The organism is Blautia parvula, from assembly GCF_020215665.1.
Lineage (GTDB): Bacteria > Bacillota > Clostridia > Lachnospirales > Lachnospiraceae > Blautia > Blautia celeris.
Genome location: NZ_CP084061.1, coordinates 3,099,184 through 3,117,816, shown reverse-complemented (window position 1 = coordinate 3,117,816; position 18,633 = coordinate 3,099,184). Strand labels below are relative to the sequence as shown.

Below are 18,633 nucleotides of genomic sequence, written 5' to 3'. Positions count from 1 at the left end.
CAATCCGGCGGCTACTGTCCGGACTGCAGCAGACGGTCTTGTCCTTATAAGGGGAAGTGGTGACTTTCCTATATAGATAAGGCTTACCAAAGACGGAAAGAAGGAAAACGCTTTTGTTTACTTATGAAAAAGCAGCAGCATACATTGAAGAAATTCCAAAATTTACAACGAAAAATAAACTGGAACACACCAGGAAATGCCTGGACATGCTGGGCAGTCCCGATAAAAATAGAAAGATAATCCATGTGGCAGGAACCAACGGAAAGGGAAGCGTCTGCGCTTTTCTGTCCACCATGCTGGAGGAAGGCGGTTACAGATGCGGACTTTTTACATCCCCGCACCTGATGAAGATCAATGAGAGATTCCAGATCAATGAACAGATGGTTTCAGATGAAAAATTTCTGGAGGCTTTTCTGAAGGTGAAGGAGCTTTCCGACCGCCTTGTGGAGCAGGGGGATTACCATCCCACATATTTTGAGTTCCTGTTTCTCATGGGAATGCTGATTTTTGAAGATGAGGATGTGGATATTGTTGTACTTGAGACAGGCCTTGGGGGAAGACTTGACGCTACCAACTCCATTTTGAATCCATTAGCCTGTGTCATCACATCCATCAGTCTGGACCATGTGGAATATCTGGGAGATACCATCGACAAGATAGCCGGGGAGAAGGCTGGCATAATCAAGAAGGGTGTGCCGGTCATCTTTGACGCGAACAACGAGACAGCAGCCGCTGTGATCCGCAGCCGGGCGGAGGAGCTTGGATGTCCCGCCCATGAGGTGAGGGCAGAAAGCCAGAAGCTTTTATCCTACACGCCAAAAGGAATCGGTTTTACTTTTGATTCCGCTGTTTACGGGACGACAGAGCTGTTTGTTCCGTTTATTGCAAAATACCAGATGATGAATGCCTCACTGGCAGTGGAGACAATGGGTGTCCTCAGGGAAAACCACGGGATAGGAAAGGAAACTTTGAAAAAGGGCCTTGAACATACCAAATGGCAGGGCAGAATGGAGACCATACTTCCGGGAGTGATCGTGGACGGTGCCCACAATGAGGACGGGGTTGCCCAGTTTGTGGAGACAGTCCGGCATTTTCAGGAGGAGTTTTCCATAACGCTTTTGTTTGCCACTGTTTCGGATAAGGACTATGAGGATATGATTCGCAGAGTCTGCGGCGGACTCAGATTTGCCAATGTGGTGACAACAGAGATATGGGGCAGCAGGAAGCAGTCATCAGAAGAGCTGGCAGAGCTGTTCCGTGCAAACGGATGCAGCAGTGTAATGGCAGTGCCGGATTCGGGAGAGGCATTTGAGAAGGCATACGCCCTGAAGGGGGACGGCCTGATGTTCGTTGTGGGTTCCTTGTATCTTGCCGGGGAGATAAAGGATTACGTTAGGAGGAGAATGAATGATTAATTACGAGGAAGAACTGAAGAAATTCCAGCCGTGCCTGGATGTGGATGACGCGGAAGGCAACATCTACAAACAGGATCTGACGGATGTGATCGATATTTTGAAGGAAATGCTGAAAGAAACCAATGGAACGGCTAAGAATTAGGGAGAAGACAGATGAATTGTATGATATGCCAAGCACAGCTCAACACTTCACCTTACTGCCCAAAGTGCGGGTGTAATGTGACCGCCCAGAAAAAGGCAGTGGCACTGTCCAATCTCTACTACAATCAGGGGCTGGAGAAGGCACAGATCCGTGACCTGTCCGGAGCCATCACCTGCCTGAAACGAAGCCTGAAGATGAACAAATGCAATATCCAGGCCAGAAACCTTCTGGGTCTGGTGTATTTTGAGACCGGAGAGGTAGTGGCAGCTCTAAGTGAATGGGTCATCAGCAAGAACATTATGCCGGACGGCAATGTGGCTTCAGATTACATCAACAAGCTGCAGAGCAATGCCAACCGGCTGGACACCATCAATACCAGCATCAAGAAATATAACCAGTGTCTCGCATACTGCCGTACCGGAAATCTGGATATGGCTAAGATGCAGCTTAAGAAGGTGCTGACCAGCAATCCAAAGCTGATCAAGGGTTATCATCTGCTCTCTCTGATCTATATAAAGGAAGAAGCATATGAGAAGGCCAGAAAACAGCTTAAAATTGCGGCGAAGATAGACAAGACCAACACCACCACGCTTCGTTTTCTGCGGGAGGTGGATGACCAGACCGGTAGAATGACCAGTCTGGAGCCAAGATTCAGGGCAAAGGAAAAGAATCGTGAGGAAAAAGACGGGCGTGTGATCTACAACTCAGGCAATGACACCATCATTCAGCCCCCGGAATACAGGGAGAGGACCGTGACCAATACGCTGATCAATCTGATCATCGGCCTGCTGGTGGGGGCCTCTGCGCTCTGGTTCCTCATCGTTCCGGCCAAGACGCAGAAGATCAACAATGAGGCCAACAAGAAGATCGTGGAATACAGTGACAAGGTAGCCACCCAGGCAGCGGAGATAGACAGGATGCAGCAGGAGATTGACGCTTCTTCCCAGTCGGTGAACACGGCCAATGAGCAGATCGCCCAGGCCAACACCAAATCGGAGAGCTATGATAACCTGATCAAAGCCTGGCAGGCATACAACAGCGGTAACTACCAGAATGCAGCCAACGCTCTGGAGAGTGTGGATGCATCCCAGTTGTCTGTGGATGCCAAGGCCATGTATGATACCATCATGAACGAGATCGGTGAAACCGTTAAAGCGGGATATAAGAGCACAGGCATCACGGCGTATGAAGGACAGGATTATGCCGCTGCCATTGACAATCTGCTGAAGGCACAGGAGATAGGAGATCCGGATTATGACTCCATGTTCTATCTGGCCCAGTCTTACCAGAAGAGCGGGGACAACGCCAATGCCATTGTCTGGTATCAGAAGATCATAGACGCATTTCCGGGTACCAGCTATGCCAGCGACGCAAAGGATTATATGACTGCCATCGGCGGAACACCCACAGGGCAGGACGGCGGCGGGGATGGTTCCCAGGCACCGGCTGACCAGGGGGAGCCTCAGGATGACACCGGAGGAGAGACAGATGAGGGCCAGGATAACGGCGGCGGTGAGGACGGATTGGATTCCGGAAATACAGATGGAAACCAGGACGACAATAATGGTGACAACAATGGCGATGACAACAGCGGCGATGACAACAACGGTGAAGGTGACGGCCAGGATAACTTGGATGACACCGGAGAAGAATAACCTAAGAGAAACCTTGAAGGAAAGGGTGTGCATAAGCGTATGCACATCCTTTTGTTGTCCGCAGAAAAATATGGGATTTCTGCAGGCAGCAGCAGCCGGATGGGATGCATTGGAATAGTAAGGGGAAATGAGTATGGAAGATGTGTTAAAAAAGAGGGGCAACTGCCTGATGGTATATGTACCACAGGAGCTGGACCATCATTTTGCCAGCCAGATCACCGATGAAGTGGACAGGGAGCTGAAGAAGGGGAATGTCCGCCAGCTTGTCTTTGATTTTTCCGGCACTACATTTATGGACAGTTCCGGAATCGGTATGCTTATGGGAAGATACCGCCTTCTGCATTACAGCGGAGGCAGGGTGTCGGCAATCCATGTAAATGACAGGGTAAACCGTATCATGCGCCTGTCAGGGATCTACAAATATATTGAAATCAGCCAGGAAGCTGTCTGGCACCAGAAAAGAAGGTAAGGGGGAAGGTAGATATGGAGAATACCAATGAAATGACATTGGAGATGGACAGCCGTTCCTGCAACGAAGGGCTGGCACGGATCACGGTGGCAGCATTTGCCACCCAGTTAAATCCCACACTTGAGGAGGTGGCGGATATTAAGACTGCTGTCTCCGAGGCGATCACAAACTGTATTGTACATGCTTACGAGAAGGAGACAGAGAAGATCAGGATAGACTGTACCATCTGCGGCAGAGAGCTGACCGTGGCGGTAACAGACCACGGGCGGGGGATTGAGAATGTGGAGAAAGCCATGGAACCCATGTTCACCACAAAGCCGGAACAGGATCGCTCAGGTATGGGTTTTGCCTTTATGGAGGCTTTCATGGATATGCTGGAAGTGGAATCTGAGCCGGGAAAGGGCACTGTCGTCCGGATGAAGAAAAAAATCGGAACCGGAAGTCAGGTATTTGAGTAAAAGGAGGCTGTATGGAGGATATCCTTGCCCTTATCGGGCGTGCGCACCAGGGAGATAAGGAAGCAAGAGATACGTTGGTAGAGAAAAATATTGGTCTGGTACACAGCATTGTCAGGCGCTTTTTAAACCGCGGCGTGGAGGCAGAGGATCTGTTCCAGATAGGGAGCATTGGCCTGTTGAAAGCCATTGACAAATTCGATACTTCCTATGATGTGAAATTCTCCACCTATGCGGTCCCCATGATCACAGGGGAGATCAAACGCTTTTTAAGGGATGACGGCATGATGAAGGTGAGCCGTTCCTTAAAGGAGATATGCTGCAGAGCCTACACAGCCAGAGAGGAACTGATGATGGAGAACGGGAAAGAGCCGGAGATGGATGAGATTGCGGAGCGTATTGCAGTGACCAGAGAGGAACTGGTGCTGGCAATGGAGTCCGGGGCACAGATCGAGTCCCTGCAGAAGACCATATACCAGGGCGACGGCACGGATATTTCTCTAGAAGACAAGATTGAGGAGCAGCGCAATGACCAGGAACATCTGTTAAACCGTATGATGCTGGAGCAGATGCTGGGAACGCTGGACCCTGAGGAGAGAAAACTGATCTACATGCGTTTCTTCCAGGAGAAGACCCAGACCCAGATTGCGGGAGAGCTGGGAATATCCCAGGTACAGGTGTCCAGGCTGGAGAAAAAAATATTGAGCCGCCTACGGGAAAAGCTTTGATTTATGGCACGGCAAGTGTGCTGTTTTAAGAATAGTTTGCACAGGAAAATGTCATACTATCCCTGTAATCGTAATTGCAGTCAGGAGGATTTCGTCCGGCTGTCTATGTTCAAAGGAGATATTTACATGAGTGATGTTTTATATGTGCAGACAGAGAAAAATGTGGAGGTACATCAGCCGGAGGTCTACCTGCAGGATGTGGCAAAGCTTTCCTCCAGCAGTACCAGTGTACTGAACAGGAACCGGGTGAGAAAGGTATTCACCGTTCCGGACGGTAAGCCGGGGCGCTATGTGGTATCTGCCCTGGAGCTGGTGGAGGCGATCCAGGATAAGGAACAGAGTGTGGATGTGACGCATATCGGTGAGGCGAATTTTGTCATTACCTATGAGACGCAGAAGCATGGGCATGTGCTGTGGAGCTGGATGAAGACGGCTCTGGTGTGCTTTCTTACATTTTTCGGAGGGGCTTTTTCCATTATGACGTTTAATATGGATGTGGATACATCCGGACTGTTTTTTCAGCTTTACAAGCAGCTCACAGGCAATATTTCCACGGGGCACACCATTTTGGAATTTACCTATTCCCTGGGAATCGGCCTTGGCGTTATATTTTTCTTCAATCATTTCGGACATGGAAAGATCACGCAGGACCCTACTCCTATGGAAGTACAGATGCGTGTCTATGAGGATGATGTAGATAAGACTCTGATCGAGAAGAAGAACAGGAAGGAGAAGAGTTAAGATGTGGGTGAATGAAGTGATCGCTGCCATTGTAGGCTTAAGCGGCGGTATGGTTGTAGCCACCGCGCTGGCTGCTTTTATCATCGGGCTGGGTATCATTCCCCGGTATGCGGGTGTTACCCATACGGGCCATAATCTGCTCCTCTATGAGGACGCTCTGATCCTGGGGACCTTTCTGGGAAATATTTTATACCTGTATCAGTTCCATGTGCCTTTCGGACACTGGGGACTGGCTGTCATCGGCATATTCTTCGGCATGTTCCTGGGAAGCTGGATCATTGCTTTGGGTGAAGTGGTGAATGTATTCGCTATTATGGCAAGGCGGATCGGCCTTACAAAGGGTGTGGGGCTTGTGGTGCTGTCCATTGCCATCGGTAAGACACTGGGAAGCCTGATCCAGTTTTTCCTTATGACGTGACAAGTGCTCCTTGTGGGCAGAATCAGGGCTGTGTTATACTGTTAACATGAAAACAGACAGCCTTTGGGCAGGTTACACAGCCCGGGGATATTTTCTTCCCGGGCAGGCTGTATTCCTTTTGCGGGAAGAGGCAGCAGGACGGCTGTAGTGACAGACGGGATGGGAAGATGAAGAACAGCAGATTATTTGAGATATTATACATACTGATGGAGCACCGCGGGATCACTGCCGGGGAATTGTCTGCAAGGCTTGAGGTATCGGTACGCACCATATACCGGGACCTGGACACGCTCTCCGCAGCGGGAATACCGGTTTATACAGAGAGAGGGCACGGCGGGGGAATTCGGTTGATGGAGCATTTTCAGCTTGACAGGACGCTGCTGGGCGAGGAGGAGCAGGAGCACATTATGACGGCTCTTCAAAGTCTGGATGCTGTGGGAGCGGCGGACTCGCGAAGTCTGCTCTCCCAGCTTGCCGGACTGTTCGGAAGACAGACGGTGGACTGGCTGGAGGTGGATTTTGAGACATGGGGCGCGGGAAAGCTGGAGAAGAAGTATTTTGAACTCTGTAAATATGCAATTCTGCACCGCCGCCTTCTGACCTTCCGGTATTATAATTCCTCCGGTATTAAGAGTAGAAGAACGGTGGAGCCGCTGCGCCTATGCTTTAAGGGCGGCCACTGGTATCTGTCCGGTTACTGCAGGAATAAGCAGGCATTCCGCCTGTTCCGTCTGAACCGGGTCCGGGAGCTGGAGATGGAGGAGGAACAGTTCCAGGTAAGACCGATGCCCGGGGAAAAGGACGCGGGCGGGGACATGTCAGAGGATATGACAGCGGTCAGACTCAGATTTACGGAGGCAGCGGGCTATCAGGTGCTGGACTTTTTCGCTGAGGAGGATATTGTCCGACAAAAGGACGGTGGCTTTGAGGTGAAGACTGCTTTTTCACCTGGCAGGTGGCTGACCGGCTTTATTTTATCCTTCGGCGCGGATGCCAGGGTCCTGGAGCCGGAATGGCTGAGAGTGCAGATCGAAAAGGAGGCGGAAAAGATTCGGGAACTTTACCGTATATGACATAAGGTGTCATATTAGATATCGTATCCTGTAAGAAAAACAGGAGGACAGATATCATGGAAGATAAAAAATTCTGCCAGAGCTGCGGAATGCCTATGGAGAAGGAAGAAGATTTCGGAACGGAAAGGGACGGCAGCAGAAATGAGGATTATTGCTGTTACTGCTATAAGGACGGCAGCTTTACCGGTGATATGACAATGGAGGATATGATTCAGTTTAACCTGAAGTTTAATGAGGAAAACGGAAATCCTTTCGGTACGCAGGAGGAAGCAGAAAAAATGATGAAATCCTGGTTCCCCACACTGAAGAGGTGGAAACAGTCTTAGAAGATGCCTGAAAGTTCATTTCGGCAAACTGTGACGCACAGCCTGCCGAATGCAGTTTGAAACACATGCCGGAGGAGGAATATGATATGCTGGAACTGCCGGAGAGCCGAACCATAGCAAAGCAGATAACAGATAACCTGAAAGGAAAGACTATTGACTATGTCACAGCAGGCCATACGCCCCATAAGTTTGCGTTCTTTCACGGAGACAAAGAAAATTATGATGAGATGCTCCAGGGGCAGTCCATTGTAAAGGCTGTGAACCGGGGCGGCATGATTGAGATTGATACGGAAGACTGTATGATCCTGCTTTTTGACGGCGCCTATCCGAAATACTGTGAAAAGAAGGCAGAGTTCCCGAAAAGGCATCAGTTTTTTGCGGCCTTTGACGACGATACGGCCCTGTCCGTGTCGGTGCAGATGTATGCGTTTATCGGAGTATATCCGCTGGGAAAATGCAGTGATGAATATTATATTTCGTCTGTCAGCAAGTGTACGCCTTTGGAGGAGGGATTTACTTACGAGTATTTCCGGAGTCTGTACCCGGATACCCAAAAAAAGGTGACAGCCAAAGCATTTCTGGCAACCGAGCAGCGCATACCCGGCCTTGGAAACGGTGTGCTGCAGGACATTCTGTGGAATGCAGGCATTGACCCCAGGTTTGACATGCGGGAGGCGGAGGAAGAAGATTTTGTGAATCTCTACAAATCTGTTACCGAAACACTGAAAAAGATGTGTGATGAGGGGGGCAGAGATACAGAGCGGGATTTATTCGGAAACAAAGGCGGGTACATAACCCAGCTCTCCAAAAACTCTCTGCACCAGCCGTGCATGCGGTGCGGTGGGGAAATAAAAAGGGCGGCGTATATGGGCGGGAATGTATATTTCTGCGAGAAATGCCAGAAGAGATAGAAAAGGCTCCACGGTTAGTCCGTGGGGCCTTTTCTGCATATGCGGCCAGAAGCCCGGAGTAGAAAAGTTTACAAATTTCAAGAGATATTTCACTATACAGCCCCATCTGTTTTTGATAGGATGGACACATAAGAAAAATTACAGGAGGACTTTAAAAATGGAGAACCCGGGAATCATAGAAGAACTGATAAAGGAAGCAGAACTCAAGTGCAGGGAGGAACCGTACCTGGCAGAGGTGTTTCGCAATTGCTTTACCAACACCCTGAACACAACGGTGAGGGAGATGGAGGACGGCACCACCCATGTTATCACAGGCGACATTCCGGCTATGTGGCTGCGGGATTCCACTGCGCAGCTCCGCCCGTATCTGTTGGCTGCCGGGAAGGATGAGAAGCTGACACAGGTGATCGCAGGGCTTGTGAAGCGGCAGTTTCGCTGCATATTGACAGAGCCTTACGCCAATGCGTTTAATGAGACAGACAACGGGAACTGCTGGGAGAAGGATTTCCCGGATCAGAACCCATGGGTATGGGAAATGAAATTCGAGGTGGATTCCCTGTGTTATCCCGTCCAGCTTGCCTACCTGCTCTGGAAGAATACGGGATATACCGCGCATTTTGATGATACCTTTCTGACAGGGATAAAAACTATCATGGATGTGTTTGAACGGGAACAGTATCATGAGTCCAGGTCACAGTACCGTTTCCAGCGGAAAAATGCCATTCACACAGATACACTGTCAAGGGATGGAAAGGGCGCTCTGGTAAAAGAAGGCTGCGGTCTGATCTGGTCAGGATTCCGCCCAAGTGACGATGCATGTACCTATGGTTATCTGATACCGTCCAACATGTTTGCCTGTGTTATTTTAGGATACATGTCTGAAATCTGCCGGGAAATCCTTCATGAGGAGGCAGCAGCACAGCGGGCAGAACGCCTTCGGGAGGAGATAACAGCGGGAATCGAGACATACGGAATTGCCAGGACAGCGGAATTCGGTGAGATCTATGCCTATGAGACGGACGGCTTCGGGCAGTATAATCTCATGGATGATGCCAATGTGCCCAGCCTTTTATCCATGGAATATCTGGGCTACATACCGAGACGCCGTGACGTGGCGGAAAACACAAGGAGATTTCTGCTGAGTGAGGCCAATCCTTACTATTATAAAGGGGACAGGCTGTCCGGCATCGGAAGTCCCCATACACCATCCAGATATGTATGGCACATTGCTGCAGCCATGGAGGGGCTGACTGCGGAAAAAGAGGAGGAGAAACTTCAGGTACTCAGACGCCTTGCGGGGACAGACGGTGGAAAAGGTATGATGCACGAGGGTGTCTTTGTGGATAACCCTGAGATTTTCACAAGAGAATGGTTTTCCTGGGCCAATGCCATGTACAGTGAACTGATGCTGGACTTTCTGGGATACCGGGTAAAGCGGTAAGCGCGCACCGGAATACCGCACTAGAATTTGTACAGTTAACCTAGAAAAAGGGAAATTGTTATTTCCTGTAAAACATGTAAAATAAAAATAACGAAGCGTGCTGCTGGCTGCAGAGCTGCTTAAGGCGGTGGGAAAGGCGGCATCAAACAGGAGGGTATTATGTTTTTGACAGACAGGAAATTACAGAGACGAATGGATGAAGTGAAGAAATACAGATACCGCGGTGTGACTCCTATAGGAGAATTCCTAATGTGCGAGGATGAACAGAAGCTGGTAAATCCCAGGGTTCCCGTAAACTTTGACGGCTGGGGAAGGATTGCCGGGGGTGAGTGCTGGGCCGGCAGGGACCGCTATCTGTGGATGCACAGGGATATCCGGATCCCGGCAGAGTGGGCCGGCAGACGGGCAGTGGGTATCTTTGATTTCGGAAATACAGGTGCGGGAAACAACAGTGGTTTTGAGTCCATGTGCTATCTGGATGAGGAACCCTTCCAGGGTGTTGATGTGAACCATCAGGAGGTATTTTTCCCGGAGGAATGTTATGGAAAGGACACAAGCCTGACTTTCCGCCTCTGGTCAGGGCTGGAGGGCGGCGGTGTGCCCGCGGTGCAGGAGCATCAGATCAAAAGGGCAGATCTGGCCTGGCTGGATGAAGAGGCAGACGACTTTTACTATCTGGGAACCATGGTGCTTGAGACCATTGAGAACCTGGAGGAAAACAATCCCATCCGCTATGATTTGAGAAACGCACTGGATGAAGCGTGTCACTGCATTGACTGGGCATATCCGGGAAGTGATGAATTCTATGAATCCCTTCATCAGGCGGATCAGGTGCTGAATGAGAAGATTGACAAGATGGATAAGCATTCCCTGGTAAATGTCTACTGTGTAGGCCATACCCACATTGACATGGCATGGCTGTGGCGGCTGAAGCACACTCATGAGAAAGCATCCCGTTCCTTCTCCACAGTGCTCCGCATGATGGAAATGTTTCCGGAATACATTTTCCTGCAGACGCAGCCCCAGATTTATGAGTATATCAAAGAGGATTTCCCTGAAATCTATGAGAAGATCAAGGAGCGCGTCAGAGAGGGACGCTGGGAAGCGGACGGCGCCATGTGGGTGGAGGCAGACTGCAACCTGACAAGCGGAGAATCCCTGACACGCCAGATATTGATCGGGAGCAAATTCATCAAGGATGAGTTCGGAAAAGATGTGGAATACCTTTGGCTGCCGGATGTGTTCGGCTACTCCTGGGCACTTCCCCAGATCCTGAAAAAATCCGGCATTGATATGTTCATGACCACAAAGATAAGCTGGAACCAGTTTAACCGTATGCCTCACGACACCTTCAAATGGAAGGGCATTGACGGCAGCGAAGTGCTGACCCATTTCATCACCACACCGGAACCCTGGAATGAACCGGGCTCCTGGTTCTACACCTACAACGGCAAGCTTATGCCAAAGACTGTAAAAGGCGTGTGGGATGCCTACAGTGAGAAGGAGATGAATAAAGACCTGCTCATCGCCTATGGATTCGGAGACGGCGGCGGGGGTGTGAACCGTGACATGCTGGAACAGAGACGGAGACTGGACAGGATTCCGGGACTGCCTCATGTGAAAACATCCACAGCAGGGGAGTATTTCAGAAAACTGAAGGAGACAGTAAAGGACACAGACCAGTATGTAAATACCTGGGACGGGGAACTGTATCTGGAATACCACAGGGGAACTTACACCAGCCAGGGCTACAACAAACGCATGAACAGGAAAATGGAGCTTTTGTACCGCAGGGCTGAGTGGATGACCGTTATGCAGGGCCTCATGGCAGGAAGCCTGGAAAAAGCAGAACAGGAAAGCCTCACAAAGGGCTGGAAGCTGATCCTGACCAACCAGTTCCATGATATCATACCCGGCTCCTCCATCCATGAGGTATATGAGGACTGCCATAAAGATTACGCTGCCATTGAAGAAATCGCAGTTCAGGTGGAGGAGGATTTCACGGAGAACACAGCCCTGCCGGAGGAGAACACCTGGACCGTATGGAATGCTTCTGCCTGGACGAAGGATGAGCTGATATCCATCCCCTGCACAGAGAACGGATACTTTACAGATGATAAGGGGTGTGTGCTTCCTGTACAGAAAGGGGAAAATGCCGTGTATGTAAAGGCAGAGCAGGTGCCGGCCATGGGGCATAAGGTCATCTTCTTCCATCCCCAGGCACAGGGAAAAGAGGAGCAGAACAGCTTCGTCATCCGGGGAAGGGAGATTGAGACACCTTATTATCTGGTTTCCCTGAATGATTACGGCCAGATAACACGGCTCTATGACAAGACCTTCGGCCGTGAGGTCCTGGCAGAAGGGGAGCGGGGAAATGTGCTGCAGATGTTCGAGGATAAGCCTCTTGACAACGACGCGTGGGACATTGATATTTACTACCAGCAGAAAATGAGGGAGATCACAGAGCTGACGGCCTTTGAAGTGACGGAGTGCGGTCCGCTGAAACTGACCATCCACATGGAATGGAAATACATGAGATCCTTCATTTCCCAGGATATGAGCCTGTACCGGGATTCCCGAAGGATCGACTTTCGGACAGATGTGGATTTCCATGAAAGACAGCAGTTATTAAAGGCTGCTTTCCCGGTGGATATCCGCTCCACCTATGCAACCTATGATGTACAGTACGGCAATGTGAGGCGCCCAAACCACTGGAACACAAGCTGGGATCAGGCCAGATTTGAGAGCGTTGCCCATCGTTTTGCTGACCTCTCCGAGAGAAATTACGGCGTCAGCCTTTTGAATGACTGCAAATACGGACATGACATCAAGGATAATGTGATCCGCATTTCCCTTCTGCGTTCTGGTCTGCAGCCGGACCATCTGCAGGACCAGGGTATGCACACCTTTACCTATGCCCTTCTGCCACACGGCGGGGATTTTGTGGAGGGACGTACCGTGCAGGAGGCATGTACGCTCAATGACCCCATGAAGGCGGCTGCCGGAAGGACGAAGGCAGACTTTGAGAGTTTTGTCACCTTTGACAATGAACAGGTGGAAGTGGACGCAGTGAAAAAGTCCGAGGACGGAAAGTATATTGTTCTGCGCTTCCATGAGTTTGCGGGAAGTTCCCAGAACGTGACGGTGACACCGGGATTTGGTTATTCCTGCTGGATGGAGGGGGATTTGAGGGAACGCCCGCTCACAAAGGCAAGGCCGGCAGGGGAGATGAAGCTTCATCTGCATCCCTATGAGATCAAGACGATCCTGATCGAGCTGTAAGAATAATGGTAATGATCCGGTCAGGCCTGTGCATTTATGGCGCAGAACGTACCTGAGAGCGGCTGCAGACCGGCAGCTTGGGAAGAGGAGGAGAAAATGTTTAGTGAAGTGTTCCAGATGGATAAGATATTGGGATTTTGTGAAAAGCTGTGGTATGTGATTGGAGCGAACCTTTTGTTTCTGCTCTCCAACCTTCCGGCGCTCCTGTTTTTCCTCTTTGTGGGAGCCTCCCAGGTGCGCACCTGCCTGCCATTCTTCCTGCTGTGCATGGTTCCTGCGGGGCCGGCGCTCTCCGCCCTGTTTTACACCATGAACCGCCTGCTCTCCAAAACGGAGACCGGGGTATGGAGAGACTACAGGAAGGCATACAGGGATGACTGGGGACAGAAATATCTGCTGGCGGCAGGCCATATGTTCCTGATCCTGGTATTTGAGATAAATATAGAGTTTTTTGCGGTACAGATTCCGGTCTTTCCTCTTATGATCCTTTTTGTGATATTATTCGCAGCCGCCCTGGCGGTGACACCGAATCTGTACCTGCTGGCCTCCCGGTACCGGATGAAGAACAGGGATATTGTTAAGACCTCCCTGATCCTTCTTGTCACCAGGCCTGTCAGCACTCTGGGGAGCATTGTCTCCCTGGGAGTCATCCTGATGCTGTTTGAGCTGAAAGCAGGGACAGCAGTATTATTTATGGGAAGCCTGTACGGATTCCTCATAGCATTTATGAACCGGAAGGTTCTGCATTCACTGGAAGAGAGTTAACCACAGGACATTACTGTTCACTCCGTGCCCAATAACACGCTTCACGATGCACAGATATGGAGCATTCCGCTCCATATCGCGCTGGCTGCCTCGGGATTTTCATGCCTTTGGCCTGAAAACACCTCGCGGGACAGTGGAGTGTGAACAGTAACCACAGGACTCTCTTTTTGTGCTGTCAGCATATCCTCAGCATGCACAGACAGGCGGAGATATGGTATACTTACAGGCAGGAGGGAATATATGGAAAACAAAAGTCCGGGACATTTATTTCAGAAATTATTTTTCAGTTATTCCGCAGTTCTGATACTGATCGTAGGAGTGCTGATCTTATATTCGGTTTCCTCCAGCAGAACCCGCATGCTGGAGACAAATCAGGATTATGCAGGCAAGCTGTGCGGGGAGGCGGTTCTGGAGGTGAGCCGTGTAAGCTCGGACGCGGATTATCTGCACAGAGCGATTTACCAGAACAGTTCTGAGCTGGAGGACCTGCTCAATTATTTCCGGTATGACACGGAGGAATATCTCAAACGTCATCTGGACACGTACGCGTCCTCCAACACACTGGACAACAAGGATATTTACAGTTATGTGGAAAATGCGTATTCCGCGTATCCGGATATCAAAGAGATAGAATTCATCAGCTATACCAATAACAAGACAACGGTTTTTTACTCCGAAAATGATATCCGTGTAAATCATGAAGGCAGGGAACGGAGAAAGGAGATTCTGGACGGCGGGCTTGCCCTGCCCGGTTCCTACTCCTTTCAGAAAGAAATCAGGGACCCTCTCAGCATGAGGATGGAGGGGTGTATTGTCTTTACATTTGATACAGGGTCCATGAAAAAGATTCAGGAAAAGTATCCCATGGCAGAGGTGTATCTCTATCACAAGAACGGAAACCAGGTATTTCCGGGGGCGGACTCTCTGCTTCTGGAGGATTTCCAGCAAAAGGACGCAGATAAAAAACTCGGGTCCTACATACAGCTTCAAAGTGTGGAAGATTATATTGTGGCAGCCAGGCTTGACAAGCACACTGCAGCCTCCGTTCCGGCAGTCCATATTTTTGCCATACTGGGAATCGGGGCTGTCCTTGTCATTACAGGTGAGATCTTGATCAGCAGTTATCTGAAACGCCTTACAAAACGGCTTGACGGTATTCTGCAGGGCATGGACCAGGTGCAGACGGGAAACTTAAAGGTACAGCTTCCGGAACATGAGCACGGGGATGAGCTGGACATGATCGCCCACCATTTTAACCGCATGTGCCGGGAACTGGAATCCTACATCCAGAAAAGCTATCTGGCAGAGATTGAACAGCAGAATGCGGAGATGCAGGCACTGCAGAGTCAGATCAACCCTCATTTTCTGTACAATACACTGGAAGCCATCCGCATGAAAGCCATCTGCAACGGGGACCGGGAAGTGGGGAAAATGCTCTACAGCCTGGCCGTCACTTTCCGCAGTCAGCTAAAGGAGGCGGATGTGATAACTCTTATGCAGGAGCTGCACTACTGTAAGAAATATCTGGAATTGTTTGAATACCGGTACCAGGGAAAATTCCGTTCCAGTGTGGAGTGCGGGCCGGAACTGTCCAACATTCCGGTTATCAAGTTTATCCTGCAGCCCATTATTGAGAATTATTTTATCCATGGAATCCGGATGGAGGAGAGCGACAATGAGATTCGGATCTATGCCAGGTGCGTGGAGGAGGACCTCTATATCCATGTAGAAGACAATGGAAGGGGAATGCCCGGAAAAGACATGGAGAGTAAGAACCGTGAACTCAGAAACAATGAGATGGATACAAGAAAATCCATTGGCGTGACGAATGTGAACCGCAGGCTGCGGGCTGCTTATGGGGATACATGCGGTGTGTTTTTAGAGGCCGGCAGGCCCCGGGGCATGCATGTGATATTGAAATTGAAGGTCAGGGAGAGGGAAACAGATGAAGAAAGTAATGCTGGTGGAGGATGAGGAGCTGATTCTCCAGGGGATAAGGAACATCATAGACTGGGAGGCGTTGGGACTTGAGGTGGTGCATATGGCCCACAATGGTAAGGAGGCACTGTCCCTCTGGGAGAAGGAGCCTGTGGACCTGGTGGTGACAGATGTGGAGATGCCCGTGATGAACGGCCTGAACCTGTTAAGGGAGATCAGGGGCAGGGATGAGAGGGTGCGGTTTGTCATTCTCACCGGATACGATGAATTTGAATATGCCAGAAAAGCCATTCCCCTTGACGTGGAGGATTACATATTAAAGCCCATTGACGAGGAACAGCTTGAGGCAGTGGCAAAAAAGGCGCTTCTGAAACTCCGGGAGATGGACCGGGACAATGCAAAGGACATGGAGGACCGTATCGGATGGCAGAAGTTTCTGGAGGGAGGAAGCAGTGAGGAGGAGCAGAAAACATTTCTCTCCCTGTTTCCAAGGGTAAAGAAGGCGGAGCTGCTGTCAGCGGCAGTTATGAAGATTGACAGCAGAAGCATGCGGAAAGGGGATATGTCGGAACTGCTTTCCATTCTGCAGGAGGAAGCGTGCAGAGTGATCCATCTGGGCACAGATACCCTGCTTTTGATAGACAGTTTTCAGACAGATTATACCTGGAACGGAGGGGAAGGGGAGACTGCCGGGAAGATACGTGGTGAGATCCACAGCCGTTTCTCCTGTCTGCAGAACCGCCTGGAAAGTGAGCTGGGGATTTTTACATTTATCAGTATCGGCCCTTCCTTTACGGATTATGAAAAGCTTCCGGATGCATACCGGGAGGCCATGCGGATGCAGAAGTACAGGATGCTGGACGGATACGGAAGCTGTGTGGATGACAACCATATCAGGAACCGGGAATCAAAGGATGTGGCCATTGATGAGACGCAGCTCCGCAAAATGATACTGCAGAAGGACAGGGACGGGGCGATCAATTACATCGAGGATCTGTTCATCAACAATATCCGCAAGGACACGGATGTGAATAACCTGTACCAGACTGCCCTGAAGATCGCCATTCTGCTGTGGGATATCAAGGGGGAATATAAGCTGGAAGAGAAGAATATGCAGGATCTGTCCGATATGGTGGAGGGGATTTACGGCGCTGAGGATATCTTCGGACTGAAGGCTATGTTCATCTCGGAGATTTCGGAGATCATCACATATCTGCACACAGAGAATTCCGCATACACGCCTGTGGTAAAGCAGATCATGGCAGAGGTGCAGAAGAATTACAGGGAGGAGCTGAGTCTGAAGACACTGGCGTATAAATACCATATGAACGCCTCGTATCTGGGCCAGATTTTCCAGAAGGAAGTGGGGTGCTCCTTCACCCAGTATCTGAGCAATATCAAGAACGGGATCGCCAAAGACCTGATACTGAATACGAACCGCAGGATCAACGATATCGCCCAGGAGGTAGGATATACGGATACCAGCTACTTTTACCGGAAGTTCAAGCAGTGCTACGGGGTGTCCCCGGCTTCCTTACGAGAGATGAAAAAATATTAGGGACCTGTAACGTTTTCGCGCAGAGATTTTACAATGCAGACTATAAGGGCAGCGGCTGTGACCAGTATCCAGCTTGTAACAGTGGCGCCCCACCCCAGATGGTCCACCATGACCCCAATGGAAAAGGTGGAAACCGCGGTGCCGAGATAGGCCACAGAGTTCAGAAAGCCGGATACTGTGGAGACCCGGCCCTGCTTTTCGTAGTTCAGGGGCAGCAGATTGACAAATAAGGTGTTGACTGCCATCATGGAGGCGGTGATGAGCGCGAACAGGATCACGGTCAGGATGATGGACAGACTGCCTGCCAGACGGATTCCGGCCAGCGCGGCAGAGGCCAGCAGGAAAAAGGGAACGGCAGCCTTCATGGCCCGTCTGCCTGTGCGGCGGTATACATACTGTGCGGCATAGGCACCGGTGAGATTTACAATGGGCAGAACGGTGGTCACCAGCACAGAGAGAGACGGAGAGGTCAGAAAGGTTTTGCTGATAAAGGTCGGCACCCAGGTGGCTACTCCGTCTTTCAGCATTCCGTGAATCAGCACCGGAAATACTACGGCCAGCAGGCCGGAGCTGAAGAGAAGAGAGGAGAAAGGTACAGCCTTTGATGTGTCTTGCGGTTTAAGGCCCGAGACATCCGGGGCCGCGGTATCTTCCTTCCCGCAGCTCTGGCTGTAACGCTCAATACGGCCGAAACCCAGGGACCAGACAGCAGCCATGACGCCCAGGCAGAGGGCTGCCGCACCGAACACGGCTTTCCAGCCTGCCAGCCACATGACGGCCGCTGCCAGGAGATAGGCGCCCAGAGTCCCGGCCACCTGTGAGGACACAATGTGGATACAATATCGTACCTTCTGCATTTCCTGCAGCATTTCCGCAAAAATACGGATGATGGGAGGCCAGATCATGGACTGGGCGTATCCGTTGATGCCCCAGACCAGGGACATGAGGAAGAAGGAATCCACAAATCCCATGATGAGATTAGCGGCAGCGGCGGCGGCGAGACCGGTAAATATCATATGTCCGGGATGGAACCGGTCTCCCAACAGGCCGTTGCACATCTGCCCAATGCCGTAGGCAAAGAAATATACCATGCTGATAAACCCTGCCTGGGACCCGGCAAGCACCTGCTCCTCGATCATGGCTGTCATGGCGGAAGAGAAATTCAGCCGTCCGATATAGGAGGTAAAGTAGGCCAGCCAGCACAGGAGGAACAGATAGAATGCCATTTTACTGCTTTCAAGCTTGTGAAATCTTTTCATGAGAGATACCCCTTTTTTTCTTTTTTCGTTCTTCAATATACACCAGAACGGAAAAAG

At 50.4% G+C, this 18,633-nt stretch carries 17 protein-coding genes; 16 read left to right on the top strand and 1 reads right to left on the bottom strand.

Annotated features, from left to right (window positions below):
• The first annotated feature begins 113 nt into the window (after positions 1-113).
• From LC508_RS14505 to LC508_RS14430, 16 genes are all read left to right on the top strand, one after another.
• Entirely contained in the window at positions 114-1,415 is a 1,302-nt protein-coding gene (locus tag LC508_RS14505) for a bifunctional folylpolyglutamate synthase/dihydrofolate synthase (RefSeq protein WP_118593785.1), read from the top strand.
• On the top strand, positions 1,408-1,557 hold the full coding sequence (locus tag LC508_RS14500; RefSeq protein WP_018597822.1) for a hypothetical protein: 150 nt from the start codon (positions 1,408-1,410) through the stop codon (positions 1,555-1,557). Before LC508_RS14505 ends, LC508_RS14500 begins: the two co-directional genes overlap by 8 nt.
• A gap of 11 nt (positions 1,558-1,568) precedes the next feature.
• Positions 1,569-3,212: a tetratricopeptide repeat protein gene (locus tag LC508_RS14495; RefSeq protein WP_033139227.1), complete on the top strand. Its 1,644-nt coding sequence runs from the start codon at positions 1,569-1,571 to the stop codon at positions 3,210-3,212.
• Positions 3,213-3,345: 133 nt separating this feature from the next.
• On the top strand, positions 3,346-3,681 hold the full coding sequence (locus tag LC508_RS14490) for an STAS domain-containing protein (RefSeq protein WP_033139228.1): 336 nt from the start codon (positions 3,346-3,348) through the stop codon (positions 3,679-3,681).
• Positions 3,682-3,695: 14 nt separating this feature from the next.
• Positions 3,696-4,139: an anti-sigma F factor gene (gene spoIIAB / locus LC508_RS14485; protein WP_033139229.1), complete on the top strand. Its 444-nt coding sequence runs from the start codon at positions 3,696-3,698 to the stop codon at positions 4,137-4,139.
• Positions 4,140-4,150: 11 nt separating this feature from the next.
• Positions 4,151-4,864 carry a SigF/SigG family RNA polymerase sporulation sigma factor gene (locus LC508_RS14480; protein ID WP_033139230.1) on the top strand — a complete coding sequence of 238 codons (714 nt, stop codon included), beginning with the start codon at positions 4,151-4,153 and terminating at the stop codon, positions 4,862-4,864.
• 126 nt (positions 4,865-4,990) lie between these two features.
• Positions 4,991-5,605, top strand: coding sequence for a stage V sporulation protein AA (locus tag LC508_RS14475; RefSeq protein ID WP_033139261.1), 615 nt, complete (start codon positions 4,991-4,993; stop codon positions 5,603-5,605).
• Between the two features lies 1 nt (position 5,606).
• Positions 5,607-6,023, top strand: a complete 417-nt coding sequence (locus LC508_RS14470) for a stage V sporulation protein AB (protein ID WP_033139231.1) — start codon at positions 5,607-5,609, stop codon at positions 6,021-6,023.
• A gap of 167 nt (positions 6,024-6,190) precedes the next feature.
• Positions 6,191-7,096, top strand: a complete 906-nt coding sequence (locus LC508_RS14465; protein ID WP_054352047.1) for a helix-turn-helix transcriptional regulator — start codon at positions 6,191-6,193, stop codon at positions 7,094-7,096.
• Positions 7,097-7,152: 56 nt separating this feature from the next.
• Entirely contained in the window at positions 7,153-7,422 is a 270-nt protein-coding gene (locus LC508_RS14460; RefSeq protein ID WP_054352048.1) for a zinc ribbon domain-containing protein, read from the top strand.
• 86 nt (positions 7,423-7,508) lie between these two features.
• On the top strand, positions 7,509-8,333 hold the full coding sequence (locus tag LC508_RS14455; protein ID WP_103731952.1) for a DNA-formamidopyrimidine glycosylase family protein: 825 nt from the start codon (positions 7,509-7,511) through the stop codon (positions 8,331-8,333).
• Between the two features lie 157 nt (positions 8,334-8,490).
• Entirely contained in the window at positions 8,491-9,774 is a 1,284-nt protein-coding gene (locus LC508_RS14450; RefSeq protein WP_103731953.1) for a glycoside hydrolase family 125 protein, read from the top strand.
• Between the two features lie 159 nt (positions 9,775-9,933).
• Entirely contained in the window at positions 9,934-13,056 is a 3,123-nt protein-coding gene (locus LC508_RS14445; RefSeq protein ID WP_103731954.1) for an alpha-mannosidase, read from the top strand.
• A 96-nt stretch (positions 13,057-13,152) separates the two neighbouring features.
• On the top strand, positions 13,153-13,821 hold the full coding sequence (locus LC508_RS14440) for a YesL family protein (protein WP_033139237.1): 669 nt from the start codon (positions 13,153-13,155) through the stop codon (positions 13,819-13,821).
• Between the two features lie 240 nt (positions 13,822-14,061).
• On the top strand, positions 14,062-15,795 hold the full coding sequence (locus tag LC508_RS14435; protein WP_103732746.1) for a sensor histidine kinase: 1,734 nt from the start codon (positions 14,062-14,064) through the stop codon (positions 15,793-15,795).
• The gene (locus LC508_RS14430; protein WP_054352052.1) at positions 15,767-17,317 is read left to right on the top strand and encodes a response regulator transcription factor; all 1,551 of its coding nucleotides are present in this window, start codon (positions 15,767-15,769) and stop codon (positions 17,315-17,317) included. The genes LC508_RS14435 and LC508_RS14430 overlap by 29 nt, the downstream gene beginning before the upstream one ends.
• On the opposite strand, the gene LC508_RS14425 is transcribed toward LC508_RS14430, so the two are convergent.
• Positions 17,314-18,576 carry an MFS transporter gene (locus LC508_RS14425; protein WP_103732745.1) on the bottom strand — a complete coding sequence of 421 codons (1,263 nt, stop codon included), beginning with the start codon at positions 18,574-18,576 and terminating at the stop codon, positions 17,314-17,316. The genes LC508_RS14430 and LC508_RS14425 overlap by 4 nt on opposite strands.
• Positions 18,577-18,633: the final 57 nt, after the last annotated feature.

What these genes read in the sequence shown, in the direction of transcription:
- LC508_RS14500 (WP_018597822.1), top strand. Translation starts at nt 1,408, where the DNA reads ATGATTAATTACGAGGAAGAACTGAAGAAATTCCAGCCGTGCCTGGAT.
- LC508_RS14495 (WP_033139227.1), top strand. Translation starts at nt 1,569, where the DNA reads ATGAATTGTATGATATGCCAAGCACAGCTCAACACTTCACCTTACTGC.
- LC508_RS14490 (WP_033139228.1), top strand. Translation starts at nt 3,346, where the DNA reads ATGGAAGATGTGTTAAAAAAGAGGGGCAACTGCCTGATGGTATATGTA.
- spoIIAB (WP_033139229.1), top strand. Translation starts at nt 3,696, where the DNA reads ATGGAGAATACCAATGAAATGACATTGGAGATGGACAGCCGTTCCTGC.
- LC508_RS14480 (WP_033139230.1), top strand. Translation starts at nt 4,151, where the DNA reads ATGGAGGATATCCTTGCCCTTATCGGGCGTGCGCACCAGGGAGATAAG.
- LC508_RS14475 (WP_033139261.1), top strand. Translation starts at nt 4,991, where the DNA reads ATGAGTGATGTTTTATATGTGCAGACAGAGAAAAATGTGGAGGTACAT.
- LC508_RS14470 (WP_033139231.1), top strand. Translation starts at nt 5,607, where the DNA reads ATGTGGGTGAATGAAGTGATCGCTGCCATTGTAGGCTTAAGCGGCGGT.
- LC508_RS14465 (WP_054352047.1), top strand. Translation starts at nt 6,191, where the DNA reads ATGAAGAACAGCAGATTATTTGAGATATTATACATACTGATGGAGCAC.
- LC508_RS14460 (WP_054352048.1), top strand. Translation starts at nt 7,153, where the DNA reads ATGGAAGATAAAAAATTCTGCCAGAGCTGCGGAATGCCTATGGAGAAG.
- LC508_RS14455 (WP_103731952.1), top strand. Translation starts at nt 7,509, where the DNA reads ATGCTGGAACTGCCGGAGAGCCGAACCATAGCAAAGCAGATAACAGAT.
- LC508_RS14450 (WP_103731953.1), top strand. Translation starts at nt 8,491, where the DNA reads ATGGAGAACCCGGGAATCATAGAAGAACTGATAAAGGAAGCAGAACTC.
- LC508_RS14445 (WP_103731954.1), top strand. Translation starts at nt 9,934, where the DNA reads ATGTTTTTGACAGACAGGAAATTACAGAGACGAATGGATGAAGTGAAG.
- LC508_RS14440 (WP_033139237.1), top strand. Translation starts at nt 13,153, where the DNA reads ATGTTTAGTGAAGTGTTCCAGATGGATAAGATATTGGGATTTTGTGAA.
- LC508_RS14435 (WP_103732746.1), top strand. Translation starts at nt 14,062, where the DNA reads ATGGAAAACAAAAGTCCGGGACATTTATTTCAGAAATTATTTTTCAGT.
- LC508_RS14430 (WP_054352052.1), top strand. Translation starts at nt 15,767, where the DNA reads ATGAAGAAAGTAATGCTGGTGGAGGATGAGGAGCTGATTCTCCAGGGG.
- LC508_RS14425 (WP_103732745.1), bottom strand. Translation starts at nt 18,576, where the DNA reads ATGAAAAGATTTCACAAGCTTGAAAGCAGTAAAATGGCATTCTATCTG.